Below are 21,290 nucleotides of genomic sequence, written 5' to 3'. Positions count from 1 at the left end.
AAGGCGTCGGCATGGGTGCTCTCCTCGGAACGGTGGCCGCGAGCACGCCACCGCCGATCAGCTTCGGACACTGCTCCGCCCTGATCCGCGGAGAAGGACGGATCCTCTCCGCTGCGAGCACCGAACATCCCGGGTCGCCGATCGGCAGGGCGCTGGGTGCGCCTCACCCCACCCGTTCCGCGGCGCACGCGGCCGCGGGGCGGGTCACCGCTCCCGCCACGACGCCATCCCGCCGTCGAGCGAGTCGGACGCCACGCCCGCCGCCGCCGCGCGCTCCGCCGCGAGACGCGACCGGACCCCGGAGGCGCAGTGCAGCACGAGCGGACCGGCCGGCAGAGCGACGGGGTCGAAGCGCGACATCGGCATCCGCACGGCACCGGGCACCGCGACGGACCGGTCCTCGTCGTCCTCGCGGAGGTCGACGACGGTCGGGGGCGTCGGCCCGGCCAGCCGCTCCCGCAGCTCGGCCGCCGTGATCGAGCCCGCCGCGGCCCGCCGCTCCGGGACCGGCGGCACCCGCCGCTCGAGAGGGAGCTCGGCCCAGGAGGAGTCGAGAGCGTCGTGCACGAGGACGCGACCGAACAGCGGCTCGCCCGCCCCGGTCACGAGCTTCACGACCTCGGCCGCCATGGCCGAGCCGATCAGCGCGCAGAGCGCGCCCAGCACGCCCACCGTCGAGCAGCTGTCGCCCGCGTCCTCGGCCTCGGGGTGCAGCGCGCGCAGGGTCACCCCTCCGCCCGGGGCGCCGGCCCAGAAGGTCGAGAGCTGCCCGTCGAAGCCGAGTGCCGATCCCCACACGTGCGGGATCCCGGCGCGCGTCGTCGCGTCCGAGGCGAGGTAGCGCGCGCCGAAGGTGTCGAAGCCGTCGACCACGACGTCCCAGCCCGCCACCAGGGCGTCGACGTTGGCCGAGGTCAGCGACACCGGGAAGGCCCGGGCGTCGATGCCGGGGGAGAGCCGCCGCGCGGTCGCCGCCGCCGACTCCGCCTTCGACCGGCCCACCGAGGAGTCGTCGTGCGCCGTCTGCCGCGCCAGGTTCGAGAGCTCGACGACATCGCCGTCCACGATGCCGAGCCGCCCGATCCCGGCCGCGGCGAGCGCCGTGATCACCGGCGAGCCGATGCCGCCCGCGCCGAGGATCAGCACGCGCGCGTTCCGGAGGCGCCGCTGTCCGAGCTCCCCGAGGGGCGCCAGGCGGATCTGCCGGGCGAACCGCTCGCGCTCGGCGGCGGTCAGCGGCGGTCCGGGCTCGACGAGCGGGGTCATGAGAGCTCCTTCCTCCACTGGCCCTCGTGGGCGACGGGGGTGAAGCCGACGGCCTCGTTCACGGCGAGCATCGGTCGGTTCTCCTCGGCGTTCCAGGTGTAGACGGCCCGACAGTCCGGGGCGGTCCCCACCGCATCGCCGATCGCGGTCAGGGCGAGGAACTCGCTCCAGCCGTCGGCGCCCACGGCCTCGGGGATCGCGAGCTCGCGGATCCGGAGCGCCGGGTCGGAGGTGCGGTTCACCACCCCAGTGTGCACGTCCCGTCGCCCGCGACGGCCTCCTGCGCCTGTTCCGGTGCGGGATCGCGGCGGTCCGTCGGCCGGTCGGGGCTCCGCCTCCCGGCCCGGCCGCGGCCGTCGGCTACCGTGGAGGCGTTGTGGACGGGAGCGAGGCGGCCGGGTGTACCTGAAGAGCCTGACCCTCAAGGGGTTCAAGTCCTTCGCTCAGCCGACCACGTTCGCCTTCGAGCCGGGGGTCACCTGCGTCGTCGGCCCCAACGGCTCGGGCAAGAGCAACGTCGTCGACGCGCTCGCCTGGGTGATGGGGGAGCAGGGGGCGAAGACGCTCCGCGGCGGCAAGATGGAGGACGTCATCTTCGCGGGCACCTCCACCCGCGGACCCCTCGGCCGCGCCGAGGTCGCGCTCACCATCGACAACTCGGACGGCGCCCTGCCGATCGAGTACACCGAGGTGACGATCACCCGGACCCTCTTCCGCAACGGCGGCAGCGAGTACGCGATCAACGGACGCGGTTGCCGGCTGCTCGACGTGCAGGAGCTGTTGAGCGACTCCGGTCTCGGGCGCGAGATGCACGTCATCGTGGGGCAGGGACAGCTCGACGCCGTGCTGCACGCGACCCCCGAGGAGCGGCGCGGGTTCATCGAGGAGGCCGCCGGGATCCTCAAGCACCGCCGCCGCAAGGAGAAGACGCTCCGCAAGCTCGAGGCGATGCAGGCGAACCTGACCCGCCTCTCCGACCTCGCGGGCGAGATCCGGCGCCAGCTCAAGCCCCTCGGGCGCCAGGCCGAGGTCGCACGGCAGGCGCAGACGATCGCCGCCGTGGTGCGCGACGCCCGGGCGCGCCTGCTCGCCGACGACGTGGTCGCGCTCCGGACCGCTCTGGACGGCTTCGCCCGCACCGAGAGCGAGCGGCACAGCGAGCGGGTGGTCCTGCAGCAGCGGCTCGAGCAGGCGACGCTCCGGCGAGCGCGGATCGAGGCGGAGGTGGTCGGCGACGCGGTCGACGACGCCCGGCGCACCTCGTTCGAGCTGGAGTCGGTGCAGGAGCGGCTGCGCAACCTCTCGGCCCTCGCCGGGCAGCGGCTCGCGATGCTCGAGCTCGAGTCCGAGCAGCCGCAGATCCAGCCGCGCGTGACGCCGGCGCAGGTGGAGGAGGCGCGGGTCGAGCTGGAGCGCCTGCGGCAGGCCGTCCTCGACGCGGAGTCGGCGTGGGTCCAGGCGCAGGGCACGACCGTCGCCGCCCGCTCCGCCCTCGACGCGGTCGACGAGGAGATCGCCGCGCAGGCGGCCCTCGTCTCGCGCTACGACCTCGAGTTCTCCACCCTCTCGGGGCAGGCCGACACCGCCGCCTCCCGTCTCGCGTCCGTCCGGGGCGAGGTCCTGCGCGCGCAGAACACCCTCGACGCGGCCGACCGGCGGAAGGAGGCGGCGCGGCGGGCGCTCGACGCTCTGGAGGCCGAGCTGGGCGACGCGGGCCGCGGCCCCGACGGCGGCCTCGACGAGGGCTACGAGCTCGCCCAGTCCGCGGTCTCGGCCGCCGAGGCCGGGATCGAGCGGCTGCGCGAGGAGCTGCACGCCCTGGAGCGCGAGCGCGAGGCGCTGGCCGCCCGCACGGGTGCCCTGTCGCTGGCCCTCGACGTCTCGGACGGCTCGGCCGAGCTGATCGCCGCCCGGATCGAGGGGGTGCGCGGCCGGGTCGCCGAGCGGATCCAGGTGCGGCCGGGCTCCGAGGCCGCGATCGCCGCCGCCCTCGGCGCGGTCGCCGACGCCGTGCTGGTCGAGTCGACCGCCCGGGCCGACGCGGCTCTGGACGCCGCGCTGGAGCGCGACCTCGGACGCGTCGAGCTGCTGGTCGCCGACGCCACTCGGCCGCACGTCGCTCTCGCCATTCCCGAGGGGGCGGAACGCGCGGGCGACCTCGTCACGGCGCCGGCCGGGGTCCTCTCGCTCCTCGAGCGCGTGCTCGTGGTCGAGGACCTCGCCGCGGCGCGGCGGCTGAGGGAGCGCATCGATCCGGGCACCGTCCTGGTCACCCGCGACGGCGCGACCGTCTCCGACGCCGTGCAGAGCGCCGGCTCCGGCGGGCAGCGCAGCCGGATCGAGCTCGTCTCCGAGCGCGACTCCGCCGCCGCCCGGCTGGAGGAGGTCGAGGGCGGGATCGACCGGCTCCGCTTCGAGCTCGCCGAGCAGACCGGAGCGCTCCGCGGCGCGAAGGAGCAGGCCGCGAGCGCGCTCTCGGCCCTCCGCGAGCACGACGCCGCCCGTGCCGCCCACACCGAGCGGCTCGGCGGCGTGCGCGCCCAGCTCGAGGCGGCCACCGCCGAGCACGGCCGGGGCTCGAGGGCGGTGGCCGTCGCCTCGGACCGGGTCGGCGACGCCGAGCGCGCGGCCCAGGAGGCGAGGTCGGCGCTCGACGCCGCGCGCGCCAGGCCCCGGCCGGTGCTCGACGCGAGCGCGCGCGACGGTCTGCAGCGCGACGTCGACACCGCACGCGAGCGCGAGATCGAGGCGCGGCTCGGCGTCGAGACCGCCAAGGAGCGGGTGCGGGCGGAGCAGTCCCGCGGGGAGGCGCTGGCCCGCCAGCTGGCCGCCGACCGCGCCGCCGCCGACGAGGCCGCGCGCCGCGCCGTGATCCGCCGTCGCCAGCGCGACGCGGCGGCCGAGGTGACCGCCGCGCTCCCCGCCGTCCTCGCCTCCGTCGACCGCTCCGTCCAGCAGGCCCGGGCCGAGCTCGTCGCGGCCGAGGCGGCGCGCTCGCAGCAGAACGCCGAGCTGCAGGGGCTCCGCCGCGAGGAGGGGAGCGTGCGCGACCGGCTCCAGTCCGTCACCGAGAGCGTCCACGGCCTCGAGCTGCAGATCTACGAGAAGAGGCTGCAGCTCACCGGTCTGCTCGAGCGCGCCGCGTCCGAGCTCGGGCTCACCGAGGACGTGCTGGTGGAGGAGTACGGTCCCGGAGTCGGCGTCCCCGACGAGACGGACGTGGAGCAGGAGCCGCGGCCCTACGTCCGCGAGGAGCAGCGCCGCCGCCTCGAGAAGGCCGAGAAGCAGCTCGGGCAGCTGGGCCGCGTCAATCCGCTCGCGCTGGAGGAGTTCGCCGCGCTGGAGCAGCGGCACGCGTTCCTGACCGAGCAGCTGGCCGACCTCACCGGGACCCGGCGCGACCTGCTCACCATCATCGAGGAGCTCGACGAGACGATGCAGACCGTGTTCGCCTCCGCGTTCGACGACACGCAGGCGGCGTTCGCGGACGTGTTCCCCGTCCTCTTCCCCGGCGGCACCGGCAGCATCCGCCTGACCGACCCGGAGAACCTGCTCACCACCGGCATCGAGGTCGCGGTGCGGCCGGCCGGCAAGAAGATCGAGCGGCTGTCGCTCCTCTCCGGAGGGGAGCGCTCGCTCGCGGCCGTGGCGTTCATGGTCGCCATCTTCAAGTCGCGGCCGAGCCCCTTCTACATCATGGACGAGGTGGAGGCCGCCCTCGATGACGCGAATCTCGGCCGACTGCTCAGCATCTTCGAGGACCTGCGCACCTCGAGCCAGCTGATCGTCATCACCCACCAGAAGCGGACCATGGAGATCGCGGACGCCCTCTACGGCGTCTCGATGCGGCAGGACGGCGTCTCGGCCGTCGTCGGCCAGCGCGTCGCCGCGCCCCCGGCCTGAACCCGCCTCCCCGACCGCTCGGAGGCGCGCCCGCCGGTAGCCTGGACCCATGGCAGAACGCACCTCCTGGTCGCTCGGCCGCGCACTGCGCGGCCTGTTCGAGAAGCGCACGATCGACGACCAGACCTGGGACGACCTCGAGACGGCGCTGATCACCGCCGACTTCGGCCCCGACATCACCGAGGAGATCGTCGACGACCTCCGCGCCAAGGTCGCCCGCTACTCCACCACCGACCCGCGCGACCTGCAGCGGATGCTCCGCGAGTCCCTCGAGGAGCGTCTGTCGAAGTACGACACGACCCTCAAGCTCAGCGAGCGCCCCGCCGTGATCCTCGTGGTCGGCGCGAACGGCGTCGGCAAGACCACGACCATCGGCAAGTTCGCCAAGTTCCTCCGCAACTACGGCCGGAGCGTCGTGGTCGGCGCGGCCGACACTTTCCGCGCCGCGGCGGTCGACCAGCTCGCCACCTGGGCGCAGCGCGCCGACGCCCAGATCGTCCGCCCGCAGCAGGAGCGCCAGGATCCGGCGTCCGTCGCCTTCCAGACCGTGCAGTTCGCGAAGGACACCGGCGTCGAGATGGTCATCATCGACACGGCCGGCCGCCTGCACACCAAGGGCGGGCTGATGGACGAGCTCACGAAGATCAAGCGCGTCATCGAGAAGCAGGCCCCGATCTCCGAGATCCTGCTCGTGCTCGACGCGACGACCGGTCAGAACGGGCTGAGCCAGGCCGAGGCGTTCATCGAGCACGCGGGCGTCACCGGCCTGGTCATCACCAAGCTCGACGGCTCCGCGAAGGGCGGCTTCGTCCTCGCGGTCCAGGAGCGCACCGGCATCCCGATCAAGCTCGTCGGCCAGGGCGAGGGCATCGGCGACCTCACCGGCTTCACCCCCCACGTCTTCGCCCAGCAGCTCGTCAGCTGAGCGGCCCCGCCCGGGACGTCGCGCCGGCGCCGTCCCGGTGGCGGGCTACACGGCCTGCGAGAAGCCCAGTGCCGCGTCGGCGAGGTGGCGCAGGTGCTCCGGGACCGGCAGCCCCTTCGACTCCATCGAGCGCGCCCAGAGCCGGCCGGCCCGGTAGGAGGAGCGGACCAGGGGCCCCGCGAGGACGCCGAGGAAGCCGATGTCCTCGGCCTCCTCCTTGATCGCCACGAACTCCTCCGGGTGCACCCAGCGGTCCACCGGCAGATGCCGCGGCGTCGGGCGGAGGTACTGCGTGATGGTCACGATGTCGGTGCCGGCGTCGTAGAGGTCCTGCAGCGCCTGCGAGATCTCCTCCCGCTCCTCGCCCATGCCGAGGATGAGGTTCGACTTCGTGATCAGCCCCGCCTCCCGGCCCTGGGTGAGCACGTCGAGCGAGCGCTCGTAGCGGAAGGCCGGCCGGATGCGCTTGAAGATCCGCGGCACCGTCTCGACGTTGTGGGCGAACACCTCCGGCTCCGCGTCGAACACCCGCTGCAGGTGCTCGGCGCGGCCGGTGAAGTCCGGGACCAGGATCTCGACCCCCGTGCCCGGAGCCTGGGCGTGGATCTGGCGGATGGTCTCGGCGTAGAGCCAGGAGCCCTCGTCCGGCAGGTCGTCGCGGGCGACTCCGGTGACGGTCGCGTAGCGGAGGTTCATCCGCGCCACGGACTCGCCGACGCGCCGGGGCTCGTCCGCGTCGTAGTCCGCGGGCTTCCCGGTGTCGATCTGGCAGAAGTCGCAGCGGCGGGTGCACTGGGCGCCGCCGATGAGGAAGGTCGCCTCTCGGTCCTCCCAGCACTCGAAGATGTTGGGGCAGCCCGCCTCCTGGCAGACGGTGTGCAGCTCCTCGCTCTTCACCAGCGACTGCAGCTGCCGGTACTCCGGGCCCATCGAGGCCTTCGTGCGGATCCACTCGGGCTTGCGCTCGATCGGCGTCTCGGCGTTGCGGATCTCCAGCCGCAGGAGCTTGCGGCCGCCGGCCTCGGCGCTCACGCGGCGACCTCCTCGATGCGGGCGGAGAAGGCGGGGGCCGCCTCCGAGAAGCGCGCCGCCACCCGCGCCCGCACCGCCTCCATGGGCGGAGCCTCGCCGCGCTCGCGCTCGAGCGTGGTCACCCCGGCGTCGGCGATGCCGCAGGCGACGATGCGGGCGTAGGGCTCGAGGCTGTTCGAGACGTTGAGGGCGAAGCCGTGCATCGTCACGCCCGAGGCGACGCGGATGCCGATCGCGGCGATCTTGTCGGCGCCGCCGTCCCTCGGGATCCACACTCCCGAGCGCCCGTCGACGCGCCGCCCCTGCACGCCCAGGTCGTCGAGAGCGGCGATCAGCACGCCCTCCAGCGAGCGGACGTAGGCGACCACGTCGACGGGCTCGCCGAGCCGCACGATCGGGTAGCCGACGAGCTGGCCCGGACCGTGCCAGGTGATCCGCCCTCCGCGGTCGACGTCGACCACGGGCGAGCCGTCGTCCGGGCGCTCGTGCGCCTCGGTGCGCTTGCCGGCGGTGTAGACGGAGGAGTGCTCGCAGAGCACGAGGGTGTCCGGCCTCGAGCCCGCCACCACCTCGGCGTGCAGGCGGCGCTGCAGCTCCCAGCCGTCGGAGTAGTCCAGGGGGTCCGCGGAGTCGCCCGCCACCAGTGTCTCGATCACCGGGCCACCCTAGCCCTGTTCTTGGACCCGGACCAGTTAATCCGCTCCGTGGTGATCGCGCCTATCGTGAGCGGATCGGCGGCCCCGCCCGCCGACCCTCCGAGCCTCCGGTAGAATTCCGGGCATCATGGCTACTTTCGGCACCCTCTCCGATCGACTCGTCGAGACCTTCAAGAACCTCCGCACGAAGGGCAAGCTCTCCGCGTCGGACGTCGACGGCACCGTCCGCGAGATCCGGCGGGCACTCCTCGACGCCGACGTGGCGCTGGAGGTCGTGAAGGAGTTCACCGGCAAGGTGCGCGAGCGCGCCCTCGGCGACGAGGTCAACAAGGCGCTCAATCCGGCCCAGCAGGTCGTCCAGATCGTCAACGAGGAGCTCGTCGCGATCCTCGGCGGACAGTCGCGCCGGCTCGAGTTCGCCAAGCGCCCGCCGACCGTCATCATGCTCGCCGGCCTCCAGGGCGCGGGCAAGACGACCCTCGCGGGCAAGCTCGGCAAGTACCTCGGCAAGGACGGCCACACCCCGCTGCTCGTCGCGGCCGACCTCCAGCGCCCCAACGCCGTTCAGCAGCTGCAGGTCGTCGGCGAGCAGGCCGGAGTCGCGGTCTACGCGCCGGAGCCGGGCAACGGCGTCGGCAACCCGGTCAAGGTCGCCCAGAACGCGATCCGCTTCGCGACCGACAAGCAGTACGACACGGTCATCATCGACACGGCCGGACGCCTCGGCGTCGACGCCGACATGATGAAGCAGGCCGCCGACATCCGCCGCGTCACGAACCCCGACGAGGTCCTGTTCGTCATCGACGCGATGATCGGCCAGGACGCGGTCGCGACCGCCAAGGCCTTCCAGGAGGGCGTCGACTTCACCGGCGTCGTCCTCTCCAAGCTCGACGGCGACGCCCGCGGAGGCGCGGCGCTCTCGGTCGCCTCGCTCACCGGCCGCCCGATCCTCTTCGCCTCCACGGGCGAGTCGCTCGACGACTTCGAGCAGTTCCACCCCGACCGCATGGCGAGCCGCATCCTCGACCTCGGCGACGTGCTGACGCTCATCGAGCAGGCCCAGTCCGCGTTCGACGAGGACGAGGCGCGGAAGATCGCCGAGAAGATCATGGGGGACACGTTCACCCTCGACGACTTCCTCGGCCAGATGCAGCAGCTGCGCAACATGGGCTCGATCAAGAAGATGATCGGCATGCTGCCCGGCGCGAAGGGCATGCGAGAGCAGCTCGACCAGTTCGACGAGCGCGAGATCGTGCGCACCGAGGCGATCATCCAGTCGATGACGAAGGCGGAGCGGGTCAACCCGAAGCTGCTCAACGGCTCGCGGCGCCTGCGCATCGCCCGCGGCTCCGGCATGACGGTCACGGACGTCAACCAGCTCGTCCAGCGCTTCGAGCAGGCCGCCAAGATGATGAAGACGGTCGCCAAGGGCGGCATGCCCTCGGTCCCCGGGATGGGCCCGGTGCCCGGCGCCGGCTACCAGGGCCGCCCGAAGCCGCAGAAGAAGAAGAGCAGCAAGTCCGGCAACCCCGCGAAGCGCGCGGCCGAGAACGCGGCGATCACCTCCGGGCCCCGCCCGGGCGATGCGGGCGGCTCCGGCTTCGGCCTGGGCGGCGGCGCCGGCAAGGGCGCCCAGCCCACGCCGGAGGAGCTCGAGCAGCTGCAGAAGCTCCTCGGGCGATGAGGCGGGTCGCGGCCGGACGCGCGGGCGGGATCCTCGTCCTCGCGGCCGTGCTCGGGCTCACCGGCTGCGCCGAGGGCTCCGGGGTCGACGCGATGACGGCGCCCTCCCCGGAGGACCTGGTCGGCCGCTGGGTGACGGGCGTCTCCTACGACGCGCCCGACGTTCCTTTCCTCCTGATCGCGGAGGACGGGACCTGGACGGGCTCCGACGGCTGCAACGGCGCGCAGGGCGAGTGGTCGATCGACCAGGAGGGCGCCCTCACCGTCTCGGCCGGGCCGAGCACGCTGATCGCCTGCGACGGCGTCGCGCTGCCGATGATCTTCTCTGAGGCGGCGATGGCCTCGATCGACGGCGGACGGCTCCGCCTGTTCGACGAGGAGGGGGCCACCGTCGTCAAGCTCGCCCGCTCCACGAGCGACGAGGCGCCCTCGGCGTCGCCGGACCCGGCGGGGGAGTAGCGCGCCGTCCCTCCGGGGGCCGCAGCGGGGATCCCCGTGAGGCGCACCGCTCGCTAGCGTGAGGGCATGACAACCGCACACGCGCGCCCCGTCCGCATCGGCGTCCAGATCGCACCGCAGCACGTCCCCTACGAGGTCATCCGCGACACGCTCGCCGAGCTCGAGGACCTCGGCGTCGACATCGCCTTCAACTGGGACCACTTCTTCCCGCTCTCGGGAGAGCCGAACGGCCTGCACTTCGAGGGCTGGAGCATGCTCGCGGCCTGGGCCGAGCAGACCAGCCGCATCGAGTTCGGCCCGCTGGTCACCTGCAACAGCTACCGGAACCCCGACCTCCTCGCCGACATGGCGCGCACGGTCGACCACATCAGCGCCAAGGGCGCCGAGGGCCGTCTGATCTTCGGCATCGGCTCGGGCTGGTTCGAGCGCGACTACGAGGAGTACGGCTACGAGTTCGGCACCGCCGGCTCCCGCCTCGACGAGCTCTCCGAGGCGATGCCGCGCATCCGCAGCCGGTGGTCGATGCTCAACCCGGCGCCCACCCGCGACATCCCGGTGATGATCGGCGGCGGCGGCGAGAAGAAGACGCTGCGGATCGTCGCCGAGCACGCCGACATCTGGCACAGCTTCTCGGACGTCCCGACGCTCGAGCGCAAGCTCGGCGTGCTCTCGGAGTGGTGCGGCCGCGTCGACCGCGACCCGGCCGCGATCGAGATCTCGACCGGCGCGAGCGTGCGCGGCGGTGTCGGCGACGCCTCATTCGACGTGCTCGACCAGCAGTACGACCTGGGCGCCCGCCTGTTCACGCTCGGCATCACCGGTCCGGACATCGACCTCGCTCCCGTGCGCGACCTGCTCGGCTGGCGCGACGGCCGGAACAGCACCGCGCGCTGACCCGGCGGGGCGCCGTCAGGGCGGCGCCCCGCGTCGGAGTCAGGCCGGCGGCGCGTCCGTCGCCTTCTGGCCGGTCGGCACCGCCCGGGCGAGGCCGGACTTCTCGGCCGCCACCTCGAACGCGTCGGCCAGGGCGCGCTGGCCCTCGACGGTGGGATGCACGCCGTCCTCGCCGAGCAGCCCGTCCTCGCGGAGGGGGTCCGGGTACTCGAGCGCACCGCCGCCGGCGGCCGTCACGGCCTCGACCAGCGCCGCGTCGTACTCGTCGAGATCGGAGGGGCGCGGGTCGGGGCCCCAGACCGAGTCGAGCGCGATGAGCCGGGCCGAGGGCGAGGCGGACACGATCGCGTCCACTGCCGGCCCGATCGCGGCGTCCACGTCCTCCGGATCCCAGCCGAGATCGTTGCTGCTGGCGATCAGCACGATCGCATCGGGCCGGGTGTCGGCGATCTCCTCCGCGCGGTCGCCGATCGCGACGCCGCAGTCACCCGGCTCGATGAACCCGCCGCCGTCGCAGCCCAGGTTCGTGACCTCCCAGCCGAGGTCGTCGCCGACGAGAGCGGGCCAGGCCTGCTCCGGGTCGACCGTCAGACCGCGCACGATGCTGTCGCCGACGATCGTCACCCGGGAGCCGGCGGGAAGAGAGCCGCCGATCGAGAGCGGCAGCGGATCGGCGGTGACGGTCGGGAGGGGAGTGGCGGTGCCGGTGGGGGACGCGGTCGCCGGGCCGGTCGTCGTCGAGGACGAGCAGCCGGCGAGGCCGAGGGCCAGGGCGCCGATCGCGGCTGCGGCGAGGAGGACGGGACGCGTCATGAGCGGGGATCCCGGAGCCCGTCGCGCAGCTCGCCCGCGAGCGCCCGGACCACCGCCTTGAGGTCGCCGTCGTTCGCCGCGGCCGTCCGCAGCTGGCGCTGATAGCTCGCTCCCGCGACCAGGATCAGCTCGACGTCGCCGAGCTCCTTCACGCAGTCGAGACGCTCGGCGACCGGTGCGAGGGTGACGAGCAGGTCGCGGATGTCGTCGGTGACCAGGCGCTCCGCTCCAGCGGCGTCGAGGATGATCTCGGCGTCGAGCCCGTAGCGGGCCGCGCGCCACTTGTTCTCGCGCACGTACCAGGGCTGCATCGTCGGAAGGTCCTCGCCCGCGTCCAGCCGCGACGAGAGGTGCTCGACGAGGCACTGGATCAGCGCGGCGACCGCTCCGATCTCCTCCGCGGAGGAGAGGCCGTCGCATGCGCGCATCTCGAGCGTTCCCCACTGCGGCGAGGGGCGGATGTCCCAGCGGACCTCCGTGTGGTCGTCGATGACGCCGGTGCGCATCATGTCGTCGACGTACTCCTCGTAGTTCGCCCAGGCACCGAACTGCGGAGGCAGGCCCGCCGTCGGCAGCTGCTGGAACATCAGCGCGCGGTTCGAGGCGTAGCCCGTGTCGACTCCGCCCCAGAACGGGCTCGACGCCGAGAGCGCCTGCAGGTGCGGATAGTAGTCGAGCAGGGAGTTGAGGATCGGCAGCACCTTGTCGCGGTGCTCGATGCCGACGTGCACGTGGATGCCCCAGATCATCATGTTCCGGCCCCACCACTGGGTCCGGTCGATGAGGCGGTGGTACCGCTCCTTGTCCGTGATGGCCTGGTCGAACCACTGCGCGAACGGGTGCGTGCCCGAGCACACGAGGTCGAGTCCCATGGGGTCGGTGATCTCGCGCACCTGCCGCAGCTGGTCCTGCAGGTCGGCGACGGCGTCGCGGACGGAGGTGTGCACTCCGGAGACCAGCTCGACCGTGTTGCGCAGGAGCTCGCCGGTGATGTGCTGGTGCGGGGCGCCGTCGTCGCTGCGGAGCGCCTCCAGCACCACATCGGCGACGTTGGCGAGATCGCCCGTCTGCCGGTCGACGATCGCGACCTCCCACTCGATCCCGAGCGTCGAGCGGTCTGATGCGGCGAAGCTGATCTCCATGGCGTGGTCCTCATCGGATCCGGGCGTCCGCCGATCGGGACGCGCCTCGCCATCCTGCCACCTGCGGCCGGGGCGGACTCCGAGCCCCGGCGGAGGCCATCCGGGTCCCGCGCGGCCCGCTCCCGCGAGGGTGCCGCTGGTCGGCGGCGTGCCGGGCCCGCACCGGGGCGGTTTTTCTGGCAGAATGATCCGTCGGGTCCGAGGCGGTCGACCCTCTACTCACCGCCGACGAAACCCCCTCGAGCTTCCGCCGGGTGTGCCCCCACGCTCACGGCTCAGTTCATCCATCATCGACCGGACACCGGTCAACGACCACACAGGAGAATTGTGGCTGTCAAGATTCGTCTGAAGCGCCTCGGCAAGATCCGGGCGCCCTACTACCGCATCGTCGTCGCCGACTCGCGCACCAAGCGCGACGGCCGCGTGATCGAGGAGATCGGCAAGTACCACCCGACCGAGCAGCCCTCGTTCATCCAGGTCGACTCGGAGCGCGCGCAGTACTGGCTCGGAGTCGGCGCGCAGCCGACCGAGCAGGTCGCCGCGATCCTCAAGCTGACCGGCGACTGGGGCCGCTTCAAGGGCGACGCCGACGCCGTCAGCACCGTCCAGGTGAAGGAGCCCAAGGCTCCGTTCGTCGTCGACGCGAAGAAGAAGCCCGTCCTCAAGCCGAAGTCCGAGGCTCCGGCCAAGGCCGCCCCGGTCGAGGACACCGCCGACGAGACCTCCACCGAGGCGTAGTCAGTGCTCGCTCCCGCCGTCGAACACCTCGTCAAGGGGATCGTCGAGAACCCCGATGAGGTCAGTGTCGTGGCCACGAGCTCCCCGCGCGGAGAGGTCCTCGAGGTGCGTGTGCACCCCGAGGACCTCGGCCGCGTGATCGGACGCTCCGGTCGCACCGCCAAGGCCGTCCGCACTCTCGTCGCCGCGCTCGCCGACGGGCGCCGCGTGCGCGTCGACGTCGTCGACACCGACAAGTAGAGGTGTCGGTCACCGGACCGGGCACGACGCAGCTCCGCGTCGCCCGACTCACCAAGGCACACGGGCTCAAGGGCGCCATCAAGCTCGAGCTCTACACGGACGAGCCCGACAAGCGCTTCACCCCCGGATCCACGTTCACGCTGCAGGTCCCGCGCACCTCCGAGTGGCACGGCAAGAAGCTCGAGCTCGTCGAGCTGCGCTGGTACAACAGCCACCCCGTCGCGTTCTTCCGAGGCGTCGACGACCGCAACGCCGCTGAGACCCTCCTGAAGGCGATCCTCTGGATCGACGAGGAGGTGCAGACCCAGCCGGGCGAGGACGACTCCTGGTACGACTACCAGCTGGTCGGCATGAAGGTCGTCCGCGACGGCGTCGAGGTCGGCACCGTCCGCCGCGTCGACCACTTCCCCGCGCAGGACCTGCTCATCGTCGGTACCCCCTCCGGCGAGGTGATGGTGCCGTTCGTGAACGCGATCGTCCCCTCCGTCGACGCCGCGGCCGGGATCGTCACGGTCACGCCTCCGATCGGCCTGTTCGAGGAGGCTCCCGAGGAGGAGCCCGCCGCGGTCGACCTCAGCGGCGTCGACCTGGCGGACCCGGCGCTGAGCGCGCCTGCGGACGCCGACGAGCCGGACGCGTCCGCTGACGCGGACGCCGCTCTCGAGGAGCCCGCCGACGACGAGACCTCGGCCGCCTCCGACGCCGCCTCCGAGGAGGAGCCCCGGTCGTGAGGATCGACATCGTCACGATCTTCCCGGAGTTCTTCGGCGTGCTCGACATCAGCCTGCTCGGCCGTGCGCGGCAGAGCGGGCTGATCGAGCTCGGCGTGCACGACCTGCGCGACTTCACCCACGACCGCCACCGCACCGTCGACGACACGCCCTACGGCGGCGGCGCGGGCATGGTGATGCGACCGGAGCCGTGGGGCGAGGCGCTCGACACGATCCTCGACGGTTCGGACGACCCCGTCGTGATCTTCCCATCGCCCGCGGGCGAGCTGTTCAGCCAGGCGACCGCCCGCGAGCTCGCGGAGGAGTCCACCCTCGTCTTCGGCTGCGGCCGCTACGAGGGCATCGACCAGCGCGTCGTGGACCACACCGCCGAGCGCGCGCGGGTCCGGCTGATCAGCCTCGGCGACTACGTCCTCAACGGAGGAGAGGTCGCCGTGATGGCGATGATCGAGGCCGTCGGACGCCTGGTACCGGGCGTCGTCGGCAACCCGGCGAGCCTGGTCGAGGAGAGCCACTCCGACGGGCTGCTCGAGTACCCGAGCTACACCAAGCCGGCCTCCTGGCGGGGCCTCGACGTCCCTCCGGTGCTCCTCAGCGGCAACCACGGGGCGATCGCCGCCTGGCGCCACGAGCAGAGCGTCGAGCGCACCCGCCGCGTCCGCCCCGAACTGCTTCCCTAGCCCCGAGCCGCAGGTCACCGGGCCGCGAGGGCCAGGTGCCGGTCGCGGAGGGCGAGGAAGAGGGGGAACGCGAACGCGAGGGCGACCAGCGGCGCGAGCAGCACCAGGATCCACACGCGGCGCATCCCGATCCGGCGGCCCTCCACCACCATGAAGGCGACGGCTGCGATCGCGACGACCAGCAGGTCGGTCGAGAACGACGACACCCACGGCCCGCCTGCGGCGAGGCCGGCGAGCAGGTCCGCGCCCTCCTGCATCGCCCTCACGTTCCAGGTCCAGGTCCCGATCAGCCCGGCGAGGGCGAGGACGAGGTAGACGATCCCGAGCGGCGTCCAGCCGCGGTGCAGCCGGCTCATGCGCGGGCCTCCGTTCGTGCGAGGGTGAGGATCGTCCCTCCGGCGAGGGCGATCACGGCCACAGTAGCGACGGCGACGGTCAGCGCGTCCGGTGCGGTCAGCGCCTGTCCGCGCAGCGCCTGCCAGCAGGTGAGGGCCACCGCGGCCGCCCAGCCCGCCGAGGCCAGGGCGACGAGCCGCAGCCGGGTGCATCCGAGGCGCAGCACGGGGATCCGGGGTGCCAGCCGTCCGAGCAGCAGCGCGAGCAGCGGGAGCCCCTGCAGAGCGTGCATCCCGACGAAGTGCGGGATGCGCAGATCGCCCCCCGTGGTGCTCCAGCCCAGGAGGGGGAGGCCGGGTCCGCCGTCCGCGACTCCGACGGCGTGCGCACCGACGACGCCCTGGTAGTCGCTGATCTGGCCGGGCGAGGGCCCCGTCATCAGGAACGCGAGGGCCATCCCGACGAGCCCGATCACGAGTCCGACGCGGACGGCGAGCGTCAGCGCAGGGTCGCCGAGCGGCACCCGCGCCAGGAGGGCGGCGAGGACCAGCGTCGCCAGCCAGACCACCACGATCGAGACGGCCATCGAGGCCCAGAGCGCGGCGTGCAGGGGAGTGGAGACGTCGAAGTGGCTGCGCTCGCCGACCAGGGCGGCGCCTCCGATCACGACCATCTCGACCGCCAGACCGACCGCCGCGACCGTGCCCAGCGCTCGGGCGAGGCGGCGCCGGCGGGGCACGAGCCCGATCAGCCAGGCGAGCGTCACGGCGTACAGCGCGATCGAGAGGCAGAACTTCAGCGGCTTGCCCCAGAGCGGCTGTCCGCCGAACTCGCGGGGATCGACGACCAGCGCGATCGCGCAGAGGAGGGCGCCGACCGCCATCGCGCCAGCGAGTACCAGGAGCGGCCGGTGCGGAGCAGCTGAGGCCGTGCGCGCGGGCGTCTCGGTCGCGGCGCTCATCGGGGCACCTCTGTCGAGCCGAAGCGGCTCTGCGTCTCGCGCGCCTGGGCGACGCGCCGGAGCGACTGCAGCACCACGTCTCCGAGCGCGGTGCCGACGGCGGCGACGGCAGCCTGCTCGCTCACGCTCTCACGGGCCTGCAGTTCGTCGAGGTCGGCGGAGGCGACGAGGGCGGCGGCGCGGGCGTAGGCCTCGAGCCAGCCGGCGCTCATCGGTCCGGTGGAGAGCTCGAGCGCGTCGAGCGCCCGTGCCGCCGTCGCGACGGCAGGGTGGCCGCAGTGGTCGGAGCCCGCGGCCTCGGCGATCCGCCGCGTCGACGCCTCGGTGGCGGACGCGGTTGAGTCGGCGCTCACGGAGACCACGTCCTGCGCCACCTCGAAGGCCGCCGTCGGACCGACGCCCGCGTCGAGCGCGGCCGTGATCCGCTTCGCGCCGGCGATGCCGACGCCGCCGCTCTCGATGAGCGCCCGGAGCAGCGTCAGGCGGGCGACATGGGCGTCCCCGTACTCCGCCCGCTGGGGGCCGGCGGCGTCGCCCGGCGGCAGCAGCCCCTCCCGGATGTAGTACTTGATCGTGGGCAGGCTGACGCCGCTGCTGCGGCTGAGCTCCGAGATTCGCACGTGGACAGTTTCGCTATCCGATAGCGGTACTGTCCATCTTTAGTCAGTCCCGCGCGGAGAGGACGATGTTCCCCGTCTCGGTGATGGCGATCGTGTGCTCCATGTGGGCGCCGCGCGAGCCGTCGCGGCTGCGGAGGGTCCAGCCGTCCTTGTCCGTGTAGATCTCGTCGGTCGTCTGCAGGAACCACGGCTCGATCGCGACGACGAGGCCCGGGCGGAGCGGGTAGCCGCGGCCGGCGCGTCCGTCGTTGGGGATGTGCGGATCGCCGTGCATCGTGCGGCCGACGCCGTGGCCGCCGAAGTCGGTGTTGATGGACAGGCCCTCGGCGTGTGCGACGGCCGCGATGGCCGCGGAGATGTCGCCGATCTTCTTCCCGGGCTGCGCGGCGGCGATGCCGGCCTCGAGCGCGCGTGTGGTGGTGTCGATGAGGGCGAGGTCCTCCTCGCGCGGCGTCCCGACCACGACGCTGATGGCCGAGTCGGCGACCCAGCCGTTCACGGAGGCGGCGAAGTCGAGGGTGAGCAGGTCGCCGTCCTTCAGCCGGTAGTCGAAGGGCAGGCCGTGCAGCACCGCGTCGTTGACGGAGGTGCAGATGACCTTGCCGAAGGGGCTCGCGCCGAAGGAGGGGTGGTAGTCGATGTAGCAGGACTCGGCGCCGGCCGTGCGGATCATGTCGTGGGCGAGCCGGTCGAGCTCCAGCAGGTTCACGCCGACCGCGGCGGCAGCGGAGGTGGCCTTCAGTACCTCGCCGACGAAGCGGCCGGCGGGACGCATCTCCTCGATCTCGGCGGGGGTGCGTAGCTCGATCATCCTGATCCTCTCGGGGTCCGCTGAGCCGTCGCTCAGCGGTGGTGGGTACGGTCGGTGCATGCGCACGCGACGGGCATTCGGTTCCTGGCAGTTCCCGGCGGCGATCGTGCTGCCCTTGTGGATCCTCCTCGGCTACGGGGTCTTCGGAGGATCGAGCGGCTGGACCGTGCTCGGCCTGGTGATCGCCCTCCCCATTCTGGCGGTCGCGCTGGCGGCTGTGGCCGCGATCGTCGCATTCCGTGTGACCGTCCGGCCCACGCGCACTCCCGCGTGGGGCGACGTGGCCGTGGTCGGCGCCTGGCACCTCTCCCTGATCGCCTTCGGCTTCTTCCCACCCAGCGCCTGGGCGCTGGGCCTGCTCTCGGTGGTCCTCGGAGTGGCGGCCTTCTGGCACTCGGCGTGGCGGTTCCTCGCCGACGCGAGGGCCACTCTCCTCGCCTTCTCGGAGGCGGCGTCCGTGCAGGCCGAGGGCGCTCACCGCCCGGTCGCCGGCGAGGGCTTCGACCCGGAGCGCCCGCAGGACGGGCAGACCATCGTCCTCTGAGGGTCGGGCGTCCCGAGAGGCGCTGTCTCCTGCGAGGCCCCGCCCAGCTCCACAGCTCGGCCCTCTCGACGGACCCGCCCTCTGCGCGGCTCTGCCTCCGGGTGACCCTGCCCTGCTCATGACCCTGCTTTGACTCGGATCGACGCGGCATGGCAGAATGAGCGCTTGTGCCTCGCGCAGGCTCTGCCACAGGGGAGCCGCGACGACGTGGGCACGACCGACTTCCATCAACGAAACGGTGTTCGACCTGTGGCGGGCACGGAGAGCGATACAGCATGCACATCCTCGATTCCGTCGATGCGGCGTCCCTCCGCAGCGATGTCCCGGATTTCCGCGCCGGCGACACCGTCAAGGTCCACGTCAACATCGTCGAGGGCTCCCGCTCGCGCATCCAGGTCTTCCAGGGCGTCGTCATCGGCCGCTCCAACGAGGGCGTCCGCGAGACCTTCACCGTCCGCAAGGTGAGCTTCCAGGTCGGCGTCGAGCGCACGTTCCCCGTGCACTCGCCGGTCATCGACCACATCGAGGTCGTCACCCGCGGTGACGTCCGTCGCGCGAAGCTCTACTACCTGCGCAACCTGCGCGGCAAGAAGGCCAAGATCAAGGAGAAGCGCGACGCCTGAGCGGCTTCCGCACGACTTCTCGGGAACCCCGGTCCACCTATGATGGACCGGGGTTCCTCCCTTTCTCGGGGCGATCCGTCCGGGGAGTCCACCCGGTGATGCACAGTAGGGGCGACGGCGAGCGATGACAGACAGCACGGCCCCGGTCCGCCTCCCCGGAGGCGAGGACCACGCCCGCCACTCGGCGGATCCGTCCGAGAAGCGCCCGCGCAAGCGCCGGGGAGTCCTGCTCTTCCTCCGCGACGTGCTGATCATCTTCGTGGTCGCGGTGCTCGTCTCCTTCCTCGTGAAGACCTTCCTGATCCGCTCCTTCTATATCCCCTCCTCCTCGATGGAGCAGACGCTCGTCGAGAACGACCGGATCCTCGTGAACGAGCTCGTACCCGGAGTGGTGAAGATCTCGCGCGGCGACGTCGTCGTCTTCCGCGATCCCGGCGGATGGCTCTCGCCGAGCTCCGAGCCCTCCGTGCCGCCGTTCCAGGCCGCGGTCGACTCCGCCCTCGCGCTCGTCGGCCTCACCGCTCCCGACAGCAACGACCACCTCATCAAGCGCGTCATCGGCCTGCCGGGCGACCACGTGACCTGCTGCACACCGCTCGGCCAGGTCGAGATCAACGGCAACCCGATCGACGAGCCCTACGTGAAGCTGCCGGACGGGGTGCAGGCGGTCTCGGCCACCCCCTTCGACGTCGTCGTGCCCGAGGGCTCGCTCTGGGTGATGGGCGACAACCGCTACAACTCCGCCGACTCCCGCTACAACACCGACAAGCCGGGCGGCGGCTTCGTGCCGATCGACAACGTCGTGGGCCGCGCGATCCTCGTGACCTGGCCCGTGCAGCAGTGGGCGTGGCTCGACGACTACCCGTCGGTGTTCCGCGGAGTCGACACCGAGGCCTCCGAGGAGGGCTCGGACGACGCGCAGAGCGGGCAGGGCTAGGTGGTCGTCGCCGAGCCGACGCTGACGCAGGAGCGGCGCCTCTTCCGGCAGGGCTACGAGACGGTCATCGGCTGCGACGAGGTCGGCCGCGGCGCGATCGCCGGCCCGGTGTCGGTCGGTGTCGTGTCGATCGGCAGCCGCTGCGGGCGCTTCCCCGAGGGGCTCCGCGACTCCAAGATGCTCGCTCCCGCCCGCCGCGAGGCGCTCCTGCCGGGAGTCGCGAAGTGGGTCTCGGCCTGGGCGATCGGCGAGTCCTCGGCGGACGAGATCGACGAGACCGGGATCATCGCCGGCCTCGGCCGCGCCGCGTCGAGGGGCATCGAGCGCCTCGCCGACCAGGGCGTCGACCTCGCCACCGCCGTCGTCCTCCTCGACGGCGCCCACGACTGGCTGACGCCCGCGCTGGGCGAGTGGGCGGCCGAGCTGACGATCGTCACCCGTGTGAAGGCCGACCGCGACTGCGCCGCCGTCTCCGCCGCCTCCGTGCTCGCGAAGGTGGGCCGGGACGGTCAGATGGTGCGCCACCACGACGACTTCGCCGACTACGCCTGGGACAGCAACAAGGGCTACGGCAGCGCCGCGCACTGGGCGGGGATCGAGCGGGTCGGCCCGTCCCCGCTGCACCGGGTGACCTGGCTGTCGAAGTCGCGGGAGAGCGTCGAGGAGCCGCTCCCGGCGTTCGTGCCCGTCGGCTCGGCGTAGGATTGTCCAACGATGGATGAGGACGAATTCGAGGACTACGACCGCGAGGTCGAGCTGGCACTGTACCGGGAGTACCGCGACGTCGTCTCGCAGTTCTCGTACGTCGTCGAGACCGAGCGCCGGTTCTACCTGGCGAACGAGGTCGACCTGGTCCGCCGCGACACCGAGCACGACTTCTACTTCGAGCTGACCATGCGCGACGTGTGGGTCTGGGACGTCTACCGCTCCGACCGCTTCGTGAAGTCGGTGCGCGTGCTGACCTTCAAGGACGTCAACGTCGAGGAGCTCTCCCGCAAGGAGTTCGAGCTCCCCAAGGAGCTCGCGCTCGACGAGTAGGACGCTGTCGCGGCAGGCTCCGGACCCCTTGCTGGTCGCGTAGCCGCCTCCGCCGGCGCATCGAGACCCGGTGCCCGGAGCCCCACCCCGCTCCGGAGCTCTCTCGGATGCGCGGCTCCGCGGGTCTCGTCTTCAGGCAACGCGGATTCCTCCTGCTGGTCGCATAGCCGCCCCCGGCGGCGTCCGAAGACCCCGGCCCGACGTCCCTCCCCACCCGCCTCCTCGGCCCTCTTCTCCCCGGATCCCCTCCCGGCCGTA

General features: G+C 72.5%; 24 protein-coding genes. 14 read left to right on the top strand and 10 right to left on the bottom strand.

All coding sequences use genetic code 11. The features are described from left to right. Nucleotides 1–204: 204 nt before the first annotated feature. Both C5C71_RS02085 and C5C71_RS18035 read right to left on the bottom strand, forming a co-directional pair. Nucleotides 205–1,266 carry a ThiF family adenylyltransferase gene (locus C5C71_RS02085; RefSeq protein ID WP_104223922.1) on the bottom strand — a complete coding sequence of 354 codons (1,062 nt, stop codon included), beginning with the start codon at nucleotides 1,264–1,266 and terminating at the stop codon, nucleotides 205–207. Then, on the bottom strand, nucleotides 1,263–1,508 hold the full coding sequence (locus tag C5C71_RS18035) for a hypothetical protein (RefSeq protein WP_181065628.1): 246 nt from the start codon (nucleotides 1,506–1,508) through the stop codon (nucleotides 1,263–1,265). Before C5C71_RS18035 ends, C5C71_RS02085 begins: the two co-directional genes overlap by 4 nt. Before the next feature lie 157 nt (nucleotides 1,509–1,665). Between C5C71_RS18035 and smc the strand changes: the two genes are divergently transcribed. Next, entirely contained in the window at nucleotides 1,666–5,169 is a 3,504-nt protein-coding gene (gene smc / locus C5C71_RS02075; RefSeq protein ID WP_104337059.1) for a chromosome segregation protein SMC, read from the top strand. Between the two features lie 49 nt (nucleotides 5,170–5,218). After that, nucleotides 5,219–6,094, top strand: a complete 876-nt coding sequence (ftsY, locus tag C5C71_RS02070; RefSeq protein ID WP_104337058.1) for a signal recognition particle-docking protein FtsY — start codon at nucleotides 5,219–5,221, stop codon at nucleotides 6,092–6,094. 45 nt (nucleotides 6,095–6,139) lie between these two features. On the opposite strand, the gene lipA is transcribed toward ftsY, so the two are convergent. Continuing rightward, on the bottom strand, nucleotides 6,140–7,126 hold the full coding sequence (lipA, locus tag C5C71_RS02065; RefSeq protein ID WP_104226884.1) for a lipoyl synthase: 987 nt from the start codon (nucleotides 7,124–7,126) through the stop codon (nucleotides 6,140–6,142). Then, a complete protein-coding gene (gene lipB, locus C5C71_RS02060) occupies nucleotides 7,123–7,782 on the bottom strand; it encodes a lipoyl(octanoyl) transferase LipB (RefSeq protein ID WP_104226883.1) in 660 nt (219 codons plus the stop codon). Before lipB ends, lipA begins: the two co-directional genes overlap by 4 nt. A 127-nt stretch (nucleotides 7,783–7,909) precedes the next feature. On the opposite strand from lipB, the gene ffh reads away from it, so the two are divergent. The 3 genes from ffh to C5C71_RS02045 all read left to right on the top strand — a co-directional run bounded on the left by ffh (nucleotide 7,910) and on the right by C5C71_RS02045 (nucleotide 10,818). Continuing rightward, entirely contained in the window at nucleotides 7,910–9,466 is a 1,557-nt protein-coding gene (ffh, locus tag C5C71_RS02055; RefSeq protein ID WP_104226882.1) for a signal recognition particle protein, read from the top strand. Further along, the gene (locus C5C71_RS02050) at nucleotides 9,463–9,924 is read left to right on the top strand and encodes an META domain-containing protein (protein WP_104226881.1); all 462 of its coding nucleotides are present in this window, start codon (nucleotides 9,463–9,465) and stop codon (nucleotides 9,922–9,924) included. The genes ffh and C5C71_RS02050 overlap by 4 nt, the downstream gene beginning before the upstream one ends. 66 nt (nucleotides 9,925–9,990) lie before the next feature. Further along, nucleotides 9,991–10,818 (top strand): LLM class F420-dependent oxidoreductase, encoded by an 828-nt coding sequence (locus tag C5C71_RS02045; protein ID WP_104337057.1) that lies wholly within the window; start codon nucleotides 9,991–9,993, stop codon nucleotides 10,816–10,818. Nucleotides 10,819–10,857: 39 nt separating this feature from the next. Here C5C71_RS02045 and C5C71_RS02040 read toward each other — a convergent pair whose 3' ends face one another. Beyond that, nucleotides 10,858–11,631, bottom strand: coding sequence for an SGNH/GDSL hydrolase family protein (locus tag C5C71_RS02040; protein ID WP_104337056.1), 774 nt, complete (start codon nucleotides 11,629–11,631; stop codon nucleotides 10,858–10,860). Beyond that, nucleotides 11,628–12,773 carry a glutamate--cysteine ligase gene (locus C5C71_RS02035; RefSeq protein ID WP_104260574.1) on the bottom strand — a complete coding sequence of 382 codons (1,146 nt, stop codon included), beginning with the start codon at nucleotides 12,771–12,773 and terminating at the stop codon, nucleotides 11,628–11,630. The genes C5C71_RS02040 and C5C71_RS02035 overlap by 4 nt, the downstream gene beginning before the upstream one ends. A 327-nt stretch (nucleotides 12,774–13,100) precedes the next feature. Between C5C71_RS02035 and rpsP the strand changes: the two genes are divergently transcribed. Genes rpsP through trmD form a run of 4 tightly spaced genes read left to right on the top strand, consistent with a single transcriptional unit; the run spans nucleotide 13,101 to nucleotide 15,162 of the window. After that, entirely contained in the window at nucleotides 13,101–13,511 is a 411-nt protein-coding gene (gene rpsP / locus C5C71_RS02030) for a 30S ribosomal protein S16 (protein ID WP_104223912.1), read from the top strand. A gap of 3 nt (nucleotides 13,512–13,514) precedes the next feature. Next, complete coding sequence (locus C5C71_RS02025; protein WP_068210678.1) at nucleotides 13,515–13,751, top strand: RNA-binding protein; 237 nt, start codon at nucleotides 13,515–13,517, stop codon at nucleotides 13,749–13,751. Nucleotides 13,752–13,753: 2 nt separating this feature from the next. Beyond that, nucleotides 13,754–14,482: a ribosome maturation factor RimM gene (gene rimM, locus C5C71_RS02020; RefSeq protein ID WP_104223911.1), complete on the top strand. Its 729-nt coding sequence runs from the start codon at nucleotides 13,754–13,756 to the stop codon at nucleotides 14,480–14,482. Then, nucleotides 14,479–15,162 carry a tRNA (guanosine(37)-N1)-methyltransferase TrmD gene (gene trmD / locus C5C71_RS02015; protein WP_104223910.1) on the top strand — a complete coding sequence of 228 codons (684 nt, stop codon included), beginning with the start codon at nucleotides 14,479–14,481 and terminating at the stop codon, nucleotides 15,160–15,162. Before rimM ends, trmD begins: the two co-directional genes overlap by 4 nt. 14 nt (nucleotides 15,163–15,176) lie before the next feature. Here trmD and C5C71_RS02010 read toward each other — a convergent pair whose 3' ends face one another. The 4 genes from C5C71_RS02010 to map are packed head-to-tail and all read right to left on the bottom strand — an operon-like array spanning nucleotide 15,177 to nucleotide 17,890. Next, entirely contained in the window at nucleotides 15,177–15,518 is a 342-nt protein-coding gene (locus C5C71_RS02010; RefSeq protein WP_104223909.1) for a DUF2834 domain-containing protein, read from the bottom strand. Continuing rightward, entirely contained in the window at nucleotides 15,515–16,459 is a 945-nt protein-coding gene (locus tag C5C71_RS02005; RefSeq protein WP_104337055.1) for a hypothetical protein, read from the bottom strand. The genes C5C71_RS02010 and C5C71_RS02005 overlap by 4 nt, the downstream gene beginning before the upstream one ends. Next, nucleotides 16,456–17,079 (bottom strand): MerR family transcriptional regulator, encoded by a 624-nt coding sequence (locus tag C5C71_RS02000; protein WP_104223907.1) that lies wholly within the window; start codon nucleotides 17,077–17,079, stop codon nucleotides 16,456–16,458. Before C5C71_RS02000 ends, C5C71_RS02005 begins: the two co-directional genes overlap by 4 nt. Nucleotides 17,080–17,122: 43 nt before the next feature. Then, nucleotides 17,123–17,890: a type I methionyl aminopeptidase gene (gene map, locus C5C71_RS01995; RefSeq protein ID WP_104223906.1), complete on the bottom strand. Its 768-nt coding sequence runs from the start codon at nucleotides 17,888–17,890 to the stop codon at nucleotides 17,123–17,125. A gap of 58 nt (nucleotides 17,891–17,948) precedes the next feature. On the opposite strand from map, the gene C5C71_RS01990 reads away from it, so the two are divergent. The 5 genes from C5C71_RS01990 to C5C71_RS01970 all read left to right on the top strand — a co-directional run bounded on the left by C5C71_RS01990 (nucleotide 17,949) and on the right by C5C71_RS01970 (nucleotide 21,032). Then, a complete protein-coding gene (locus tag C5C71_RS01990) occupies nucleotides 17,949–18,434 on the top strand; it encodes a hypothetical protein (protein ID WP_104337054.1) in 486 nt (161 codons plus the stop codon). A 275-nt stretch (nucleotides 18,435–18,709) separates the two neighbouring features. Further along, on the top strand, nucleotides 18,710–19,057 hold the full coding sequence (gene rplS / locus C5C71_RS01985; protein ID WP_104223904.1) for a 50S ribosomal protein L19: 348 nt from the start codon (nucleotides 18,710–18,712) through the stop codon (nucleotides 19,055–19,057). A gap of 124 nt (nucleotides 19,058–19,181) precedes the next feature. Beyond that, nucleotides 19,182–19,994, top strand: a complete 813-nt coding sequence (gene lepB, locus C5C71_RS01980; RefSeq protein WP_104226871.1) for a signal peptidase I — start codon at nucleotides 19,182–19,184, stop codon at nucleotides 19,992–19,994. Next, nucleotides 19,995–20,696 (top strand): ribonuclease HII, encoded by a 702-nt coding sequence (locus C5C71_RS01975; RefSeq protein ID WP_104250529.1) that lies wholly within the window; start codon nucleotides 19,995–19,997, stop codon nucleotides 20,694–20,696. A gap of 12 nt (nucleotides 20,697–20,708) precedes the next feature. Further along, the gene (locus C5C71_RS01970) at nucleotides 20,709–21,032 is read left to right on the top strand and encodes a DUF2469 domain-containing protein (RefSeq protein ID WP_055792576.1); all 324 of its coding nucleotides are present in this window, start codon (nucleotides 20,709–20,711) and stop codon (nucleotides 21,030–21,032) included. The last annotated feature ends 258 nt before the right edge of the window (nucleotides 21,033–21,290 follow it).

Origin of the sequence: Rathayibacter sp. AY1C1, from assembly GCF_002932105.1 — a bacterium.
Lineage (GTDB): Bacteria > Actinomycetota > Actinomycetes > Actinomycetales > Microbacteriaceae > Rathayibacter.
The sequence above is the reverse complement of the archived record's forward strand: the minus strand, read 5'-3'. Positions and strand labels throughout refer to the sequence as shown.